At 62.5% G+C, this 7,900-nt stretch carries 9 protein-coding genes; 5 read left to right on the forward strand and 4 right to left on the reverse strand.

What is annotated here, in order from left to right:
* Positions 1-1,179 (reverse strand): adenosylhomocysteinase (gene ahcY / locus ABYW26_RS07490; RefSeq protein ID WP_372604152.1); only part of this gene is annotated, 1,179 nt, incomplete at its 3' end.
* A 108-nt stretch (positions 1,180-1,287) separates the two neighbouring features.
* On the opposite strand from ahcY, the gene ABYW26_RS07495 reads away from it, so the two are divergent.
* Complete coding sequence (locus ABYW26_RS07495; protein ID WP_372604153.1) at positions 1,288-1,881, forward strand: YfbR-like 5'-deoxynucleotidase; 594 nt, start codon at positions 1,288-1,290, stop codon at positions 1,879-1,881.
* Here ABYW26_RS07495 and ABYW26_RS07500 read toward each other — a convergent pair.
* The 3 genes from ABYW26_RS07500 to ABYW26_RS07510 all read right to left on the reverse strand — a co-directional run bounded on the left by ABYW26_RS07500 (position 1,874) and on the right by ABYW26_RS07510 (position 3,487).
* Entirely contained in the window at positions 1,874-2,224 is a 351-nt protein-coding gene (locus ABYW26_RS07500) for a hypothetical protein (protein WP_372604154.1), read from the reverse strand. The two genes, ABYW26_RS07495 and ABYW26_RS07500, sit on opposite strands and share 8 nt — an antisense overlap.
* Positions 2,221-2,775, reverse strand: coding sequence for an ActR/PrrA/RegA family redox response regulator transcription factor (locus tag ABYW26_RS07505; protein WP_372604155.1), 555 nt, complete (start codon positions 2,773-2,775; stop codon positions 2,221-2,223). Before ABYW26_RS07505 ends, ABYW26_RS07500 begins: the two co-directional genes overlap by 4 nt.
* A gap of 88 nt (positions 2,776-2,863) precedes the next feature.
* The gene (locus tag ABYW26_RS07510; protein WP_372604156.1) at positions 2,864-3,487 is read right to left on the reverse strand and encodes an SCO family protein; all 624 of its coding nucleotides are present in this window, start codon (positions 3,485-3,487) and stop codon (positions 2,864-2,866) included.
* An 87-nt stretch (positions 3,488-3,574) separates the two neighbouring features.
* Here ABYW26_RS07510 and regB point away from each other — a divergent pair, with 87 nt between their 5' ends.
* The 4 genes from regB to ABYW26_RS07530 all read left to right on the forward strand — a co-directional run.
* On the forward strand, positions 3,575-4,951 hold the full coding sequence (gene regB / locus ABYW26_RS07515) for a sensor histidine kinase RegB (protein ID WP_372604157.1): 1,377 nt from the start codon (positions 3,575-3,577) through the stop codon (positions 4,949-4,951).
* A gap of 85 nt (positions 4,952-5,036) precedes the next feature.
* Positions 5,037-6,605 (forward strand): PAS-domain containing protein, encoded by a 1,569-nt coding sequence (locus tag ABYW26_RS07520; protein ID WP_372604158.1) that lies wholly within the window; start codon positions 5,037-5,039, stop codon positions 6,603-6,605.
* A 42-nt stretch (positions 6,606-6,647) separates the two neighbouring features.
* Entirely contained in the window at positions 6,648-7,142 is a 495-nt protein-coding gene (gene tsaE / locus ABYW26_RS07525; protein WP_372604159.1) for a tRNA (adenosine(37)-N6)-threonylcarbamoyltransferase complex ATPase subunit type 1 TsaE, read from the forward strand.
* The coding region (locus ABYW26_RS07530) for an aminoglycoside phosphotransferase family protein (protein ID WP_372604160.1) at positions 7,129-7,900 on the forward strand (772 nt) is incomplete at its 3' end. The genes tsaE and ABYW26_RS07530, both read left to right, overlap by 14 nt.

A 7,900-nucleotide genomic window follows, 5' to 3' on the forward strand; every position in this document is an offset into this window, starting at 1 on the left:
CGAGGCCGACATCACGAAAGACGGGTGACCGGTGGCGTTGCCAAGGTTCAGCAGGCGGCCTTCGGACAGCAGGATGATGCGGGCGCCCGAGGGCATCTCGATCATGTCCACCTGATCCTTGATGTTGGTCCACTTGTGGTTCTTCAGCGCGGCAACCTGAATTTCATTATCGAAGTGGCCGATGTTGCCGACGATGGCCATGTCCTTCATCTCGCGCATATGCTCGATGCGGATGATGTCCTTGTTGCCGGTGGTGGTGATGAAGATATCGGCGCTTGATACCGCATCTTCCAGCGTCACGACCTCGAACCCGTCCATCGCGGCCTGAAGCGCGCAAATCGGATCGATCTCGGTCACTTTCACGCGGGCGCCAGCGCCACGCAGCGACGCGGCACTGCCTTTGCCAACGTCGCCATAGCCGCAAACCACGGCGACCTTGCCGGCCATCATGGTGTCGGTGGCGCGGCGGATGCCGTCGACCAGCGATTCCTTACAGCCGTATTTGTTATCGAATTTCGACTTGGTCACGCTGTCGTTGACGTTGATCGCCGGGAACGGCAGGTGGCCTTTTTCCATCATCTTATACAGACGATGCACGCCGGTGGTGGTTTCCTCAGACACGCCCTTGATCATGTGGCGCTGTTTGACGAACCAGCCGGGGCTTTCTTTCAGGCGCTTTCTGATCTGGGCAAACAGCGCGACTTCTTCTTCCGAGGTCGGGTTTTCGATCAGGTCGGTTTCACCTTCTTCGACGCGGGCACCCATCAGGATATACAGCGTCGCGTCGCCGCCATCGTCGAGGATCATATTCGCGCCGCCTTCGGGGAACATGAAGATGCGGTCGGCGTAATCCCAATATTCCTCAAGCGTTTCGCCCTTGGTGGCGAACACCGGGACGCCGGAGGCGGCAATCGCGGCGGCGGCGTGGTCTTGGGTCGAGAAGATGTTGCACGAGGCCCAACGCACATCGGCGCCCAGCGCCACCAGCGTTTCGATCAGAACTGCGGTCTGAATGGTCATGTGCAGCGACCCGGCAATCCGCGCGCCTTTCAGCGGCTGCGCCGTGCCGTATTCCTCGCGCAGGGCCATCAGGCCCGGCATTTCGGTCTCAGCAATGTCCAATTCTTTGCGGCCGAATTCGGCCAGTGCGATATCTTTTACCAGATAATCTTGCGCCATTACGCACGCTCCTGTTCAAACTGTTGCGGGGGACATAGCACTTGCAGCATTGCTCGACAATGCGTGCGGGGTATGGCACCCGCAAGAGACAGGAAAGACGAGACCCGAATGAAACAACCGCGCGCATGGCAACGGATGCTGTCCGGTCGCAGGCTGGACCTGCTGGACCCAACTCCGGTCGATATCGAGATCGAGGATATCGCCCATGGTCTGGCCTTTGTTGCGCGCTGGAACGGGCAGACGCGCGGCGATTTTCCCTATTCCGTGGCCGAGCATTCGCTGCTGGTCGAACAGATTTTCACCCTGATGAACCCCGATGCCCCGGCCAAGTGGCAATTGGCGGCGCTGCTGCATGATGCACCGGAATATGTGATTGGCGACATGATCTCGCCGGTGAAATCGGCGGTCGGGCCGGAATACGGGGCGCTGGATGATCGGCTGGCGGCGGCGATTCACATTCGCTTTGGTCTGCCTGCGCATGTGCCGGTCGTCGTGAAGAAAAAGATCAAGGCCGCCGACAAGGTTTCAGCCTGGCTTGAGGCGACCCAGATCGCCGGGTTCACCAAATCCGAGGCTGACAAATTCTTTGGACGTCAAAACCCCGATCTGATTGCCGGGCTGGACCTGCGCCTGCGCCCGCCGGTCGAGGTGCGCTATGACTTCACCGCCCGGCACGAGGTTTTGCTGGCGTTGCTTAGTTAGAGCACAGCTGCCCGGCGTGGGCGGTTGCGAAATCGGGGGGTGTGGTGCTCCAACCGATGAAGGTCTGGTTGCGGAAATGCATAGTCAGGCCGAAATCCCACGCCACCGTCACACAGTTGCTTTGGTCATAGCGGGTCGCCACGGGAAACGGCACGGGCGGTAAAATCTTTTCAACCGCCAAGACCGCGCCGCCCATTTCGCGGCCAAACCCGATTTCTTGTCCACCGGTCTCGGTAATGCGCAATCCGCCGGAAAACGGCACTATTCTTGCCGAAGCCGGTTCTTGCGGCGGGTCGGCGGGCACGCAGGCGGCCAACAGCAGGATCACTGCAAGGCGCTTCATTTCGGGCTACGCTTGGCCAGAATGCGCTGCAGGGTGCGGCGGTGCATGTTCAGCCGTCGCGCGGTTTCCGAGACGTTGCGATCACACAGTTCATACACCCGCTGGATATGTTCCCAGCGCACACGATCCGCCGACATCGGGTTTTCCGGCGGCGGCGGCATGTCATCGCCATCGGCCAGCAAGGCGGCGGTAATGTCATTGGCATCGGCGGGTTTCGACAAATAGTCGGTCGCGCCGATCTTGACCGCAGCCACGGCGGTGGCAATCGCGCCATATCCGGTCAAAACCACGATCCGCGCATCCGGGCGCTTTTCCCGCAGAACCTCGACCACATCCAGACCGTTACCATCCTCAAGCCGCAGATCGACAACCGCATAGGCGGGCGCCCGGGTCAGTGCGATCGCCTTGCCCTCGGCCACAGAGCCGGCGGTATGGGTTTCGAACCCGCGCTTTTCCATCGCCCGCGCCAGACGCTTGAGAAACGGTTCGTCATCATCGACCAGAAGAAGCGACGCGTCGGCCCCGATGTTCTGCAATTCGCGCTCGACCATTTCCGGTTCTCCAACTGCTCAAACTATAGCGTTGGAATTGTTGTAGATCGTTCGGTCAAAGGCGTCAATTTGACGCCGGTTTCACGCCTTAGCCGGCATCGGCGAAACAGGCGACTGTATCGGCCATTTGTTCAGGCGTGGTTTCGCGGCGGAAAAATTCGACAAAGCCGTATTCGGGCAGCACCAGATAGGTAAAGGTCGAGTGATCCATCAGATAGTAATCCGGATCGCCGTCGTCCTGTTTCTTGTAATAGGTGCGATAGGCCGTTGAGGCCGCCTTGACCTGTTCGGGCGAGCCGGTCAGCCCGATCATCCGGGGATGCATGTAATCGGTGAATTCCTTCAGCACCTCGGGGGTGTCGCGCTCGGGGTCGATCGAGATGAACACCGGCGTCACGTCATAACCGCGCGCCTCAAGCAGATCGACCGCTTCGGCGTTGCGGGCGTTGTCGGTCGGGCAGACATCGGGGCAGAAGGTATAGCCGAAATACAGCAGCGTCGGCTTGGTGATGATATCGGCATCCGTAACCGTCGCGCCGTTTTCGTCAATCAGGGTGAAAGGCCCGCCAATCGCCGCCGCGCCACCGGCGATCTGGCTGTCGCGGCAATCGGCAAACACATCGTCAGGCTTGCCCAGAATGGACCAGGCATAACTGCCGATCAGGAAGGCCGCCGCCACACAGGCCGCCAGAATTGCATAAGTTCGGGTCATATCCGCCTCGCACCTTTTATTCGGCCGCATTGATCCCAAGCTTTTGCCAGATATACAAGGGAACGACATGCCACAGGGGGCACAAACATGACCGAGACCACCGGATTGGGCATCGTCGCCCAACAGTCCCGCAGTCAGTGGGTCCGGCTGCGCACCCTGATCTGGCTGCGCTGGGTGGCCATTGCCGGGCAGATCGTGGCGCTGGGCGCGGCATGGATGTATTTCGACCTGCGACCGCCGCTGGGGCCGATCTTTATGACCATCGGCAGCGCGGTGATCGCCAATCTGGCCGCGATATTCCTGTTTCCGCGCAACACCCGCCTGACCGAATCCGGGGCGATGCTGTGGCTGTTGTTCGATCTGGTCCAGCTTTCAGTGCTGCTGGCGCTGACCGGTGGGCTGAACAATCCCTTCGCTTTGTTGGTGCTGGCGCCGGTGACAATCGCGGCAACGGCGCTGAGGCTGCAACCGACGCTGATCCTTGCGCTGTCAGCCGGGGCGCTGGTAACGGCAATGGGTTTTGTGAACCTGCCGCTGGTCGATGTGTCCGGCACGGTGCATGCCCTGCCCGAGATGTTCCGCTTTGGCTTTTGGGTGGCGATCGTCATCGGCATCGCGTTCCTGTCGGTCTATGCCTCGCGGGTGACCTCGGAAATCAACCTGATGTCCGACGCCTTGTTGGCGACGCAAATGGCCCTGACGCGCGAGCAGAAACTGACCGATCTGGGTGGCGTCGTTGCCGCCTATGCGCATGAATTGGGCACGCCGCTGGCCACGATCAAACTGGTCAGCGCCGAGCTGTTGGACGATCTGGCCGACCACCCCGACCTGCAAGAGGACGCCGCGCTGATCCGGGCGCAGGCCGATCGTTGCCGTGACATTCTTCAATCCATGGGCCGGGTCGGCAAGGATGACCGGCAGATGCACGGCGCGCCCTTTGCCGCCGTCGTCAGCGAAGCCGCCGAACCGCATCAGGATCGCGGCAAGACCCTGTTGTTCGAACTGATCCCGACCGACGGCGCCGATCCGCGGCAACCGATGGTTCAGCGCCGCCCCGAGATCATCCACGGCCTGCGCAATCTGGTGCAGAACGCGGTCGATTTCGCCGCCAGCACGGTCTGGATCGAACTCTATTGGTCGGACAGCCAGATCGGCGTGCGGATCATGGATGACGGTCAGGGTTTCACCCCGCAAGCGCTGGAGCGCATCGGCGATCCGTTCCTGCGTCACCGCCGCAATGAACCCCAACGCCCCGGTTACGAGGGCATGGGTCTGGGCCTGTTCATCGCGAAAACCCTGCTGGAACGCACCGGCGCTGACCTGAGCTTTGCCAATGGCCGCGCCCGGGCGTTTGACGATCCGGCCTCGGCCAGCCCCAGCGGCGCGGTGATCGAGGTGATCTGGCCCCGCGCCAATATCGAATCCGCTTCGGCCACCGGCGAGAACGCGCCCTTGCGACCCTGAAGCGGGCACAAAACGCCCGCGTTAACCTGCGCTTAACCATTCTGGCCAAAGACTAATCCCCGGGGAATAATGGGGGTTTGGTTGGATGAGTTTTGACTGGACGATTGTGCTGGTGATCGGGGCGACATCAGTTCTGACAGCAATTTCTGCGCTCTTTCTGGCGGAATATCTGCCGCGCTGGCCTGCCGGGCCGGAAAATGCCGCCATCGGCCCCCTGCCCGTCTCGCAGGATGAGACGGTGTTCCTGTTCGACAACGACCGGCTGATCGACGCCACCGCCAGCGCCCGGCGATTGTTGGAGCACGCACCGCAAGACCTGTCCGACTGGGCGCGGCTCAGCGCGGTGTTGTCGCCGCGCTTTCCCGGCTTTGCTGCTGAAATGGCGCGACTGGCGGAAACCGGGTTGGCCGAATTGACCGATCCCGGCAATCACGCCCGGCTGCGGGCATTCTCGACCCGTGGCATTGCCCGGATCATCCTGTCGGAAAGCGGCTCGGATTTTCCGGGGCACAGTATTGATGCCCACAGCCTTGCCGCACAGGATGCCGAGCTGGAAACCCTGCGTCAGGTCGTTGCCCATATGCCGACGCTGGCGTGGCAACAGGATGCGAATGGCGATGTGATCTGGGCCAATCGTGCCTATCTGAAACGTGTCGAAACGACCCGGCAGGACGGTGACGATCTGGTTTGGCCCCTGCCCCGGCTGTTCGACGCGCATGACGATGGTCCGGGCCTGTCGCCGCGCCGCCTGTCGCTGACTGGTGCCGATGGCGATCAACAATGGTTCGATTGCATGGCCGTCGCCCCGGCCGAGGCGCCGATGTTTTTCGCCAGCCCCGCCGATGCGGTCGTCCATGCCGAGGCCGCCCTGCGCAATTTTGTCCAGACCCTGACCAAGACCTTTGCCGGCCTGCCGACCGGGCTGGCGATTTTCAACCGCGCCCGAAATCTGGTGATGTTCAACCCGGCGCTGGTCGACCTGACCCATCTTGAGCCGCAATTCCTGATCTCGCGCCCCGGTCTGGTGGCCTTTCTGGACCGGCTGCGCGAAAAACAGATGATCCCCGAGCCGCGCGATTACAAATCATGGCGTCAGGACATCACCGCGCTGGAAGAAGGCGCCGCCGCCGGGGAATACGAGGCCACGTGGACCCTGTCCTCGGGCCTGACCTATCGCGTCACCGGCCGCCCACACCCCGATGGTGCGGTGGCGTTCCTGTTCGAAGACATCAGCGCCGAAATTTCCCTGACCCGCCGTTTCCGCGCCGAGCTTGAAATGGGTCAGGCGGTTCTGGACAGTCTGGACGAGGCAATCGCGGTGTTCTCGCCCGCCGGGGTGCTGACAATGTCGAACGCCGCTTATGCTGCGCTGTGGGGTCAGAACCCGTCCGAAAGCCTAAGCGATATCGGCATTCACGACGCCACGCGGCACTGGCAAGACCGAAGCGAACCCAGCAATTTCTGGGCCGACGCGCGGGATTTCGTCGCGCACAGCGGGGCGCGGGATCGCCGGGAAACCGTGGTCGCCTTGGCGGATGGTCGCCGCCTGATCTGCCAGATCAGGGCCATTGGCGGCGGCGGAACCCTGATCGGTTTCCGGGTTCTGGCCGATCACGATACCGCGCAAATCGGCACAAGCGCGGTGCTGGCCTGATCGGCTCTTGCGGGCGGGCCGGGGGGCGGTAAAACTGGCGCCATGCCGGATGCGTTCACCCAGTCCCTGATCCTGACCTCGCCCGAGGAAACCGCGGCGCTGGCCACAGCTATGGCCGATATTCTGGGGCCGGGCGATGTTCTGTTGCTTGAAGGGCCGATCGGCGCCGGCAAGACCCATTTCGCCCGCGCCCTGATCCAGACTCTTCTGGCGCGCCACGACGCGCTTGAGGATGTTCCGTCGCCGACATTCACGCTGGTTCAGACCTATGAGGCCGGCGAAACCGAGATCTGGCACGCCGATCTTTACCGGCTGTCGCACCCCGATGATGTGCTGGAACTGGGCCTGATCGACGCCTTTGAAACCGCACTGTGCCTTGTCGAATGGCCGGACCGGCTGGGCGATCTGTGGCCCGCCGGGGCGCTGGTGCTGTCATTCGCCAATCACGACGACCCGGAAACGCGAACTGTGACGCTAAGCTCAGACGATCTGCGCTGGGCGGACTTGCTAAAGGACTGTTTGAATGCCGCAGCGTGACGCGCTTGCCGACAATTTTCTGCGCACTGCCGGTTGGGGCGCCGCCACGCGCCGGGTTCTGGCCGGGGACGCCTCGAACCGGCGTTATGACCGGCTGACCGATCCGGCCACCGGCGCCAGCGCGGTTCTGATGGACGCGCCGACCGACAAGGGCGAGGACGTGCGCCCCTTTCTGCGCATCGCGCGGCATCTGACCGGGCTGGGCCTGTCCGCGCCGCGCATTCTGGCCGAAGACATCGCCAACGGGTTCCTGCTGCTTGAGGATCTGGGCGACGACCTGTTCGCGCGCGTCACCGCGCAAACCCCCGAGCTGGAGCAACAGCTTTACGCCACTGCGACCGATCTGCTGGCCGATCTGCACCAGCACCCGGCGCCGCAAGACCTGCCCGCCTATGATCCGCCGCTGATGGCCAGCCTGTCGGCGCTGGTCTATGACTGGTATCTTCCCGGCGCGGGCCTGACCCCAACACCCGAGGAGAAACAGGCATTTCAGGCCGAAATAGAGACTGTTTTGACCAATCTCGCCCCGGATACCCCGGTGCTGATTCAGCGCGATTACCATGCCGAGAACCTGCTGTGGCTACCGGATCGCGACGGCGTGGCGCGGGTTGGGTTGCTGGACTTTCAGGACGGCATGGCCGGGCACCCGGCCTATGATCTGGTGTCCCTGCTCGAAGACGCGCGCCGCGACGTGCCGCCCGAGGTTCAGCGCAGCATGCTGGCCCGCTATATCGCCCGCGCCAATCAGCCCGACGCCG

It is taken from the genome of Actibacterium sp. (assembly GCF_041584535.1).
GTDB lineage: Bacteria > Pseudomonadota > Alphaproteobacteria > Rhodobacterales > Rhodobacteraceae > Actibacterium_D.

What these genes read in the sequence shown, in the direction of transcription:
- ABYW26_RS07495 (WP_372604153.1), top strand. Translation starts at nt 1,288, where the DNA reads ATGAAACAACCGCGCGCATGGCAACGGATGCTGTCCGGTCGCAGGCTG.
- ABYW26_RS07500 (WP_372604154.1), bottom strand. Translation starts at nt 2,224, where the DNA reads ATGAAGCGCCTTGCAGTGATCCTGCTGTTGGCCGCCTGCGTGCCCGCC.
- ABYW26_RS07505 (WP_372604155.1), bottom strand. Translation starts at nt 2,775, where the DNA reads ATGGTCGAGCGCGAATTGCAGAACATCGGGGCCGACGCGTCGCTTCTT.
- ABYW26_RS07510 (WP_372604156.1), bottom strand. Translation starts at nt 3,487, where the DNA reads ATGACCCGAACTTATGCAATTCTGGCGGCCTGTGTGGCGGCGGCCTTC.
- regB (WP_372604157.1), top strand. Translation starts at nt 3,575, where the DNA reads ATGACCGAGACCACCGGATTGGGCATCGTCGCCCAACAGTCCCGCAGT.
- ABYW26_RS07520 (WP_372604158.1), top strand. Translation starts at nt 5,037, where the DNA reads ATGAGTTTTGACTGGACGATTGTGCTGGTGATCGGGGCGACATCAGTT.
- tsaE (WP_372604159.1), top strand. Translation starts at nt 6,648, where the DNA reads ATGCCGGATGCGTTCACCCAGTCCCTGATCCTGACCTCGCCCGAGGAA.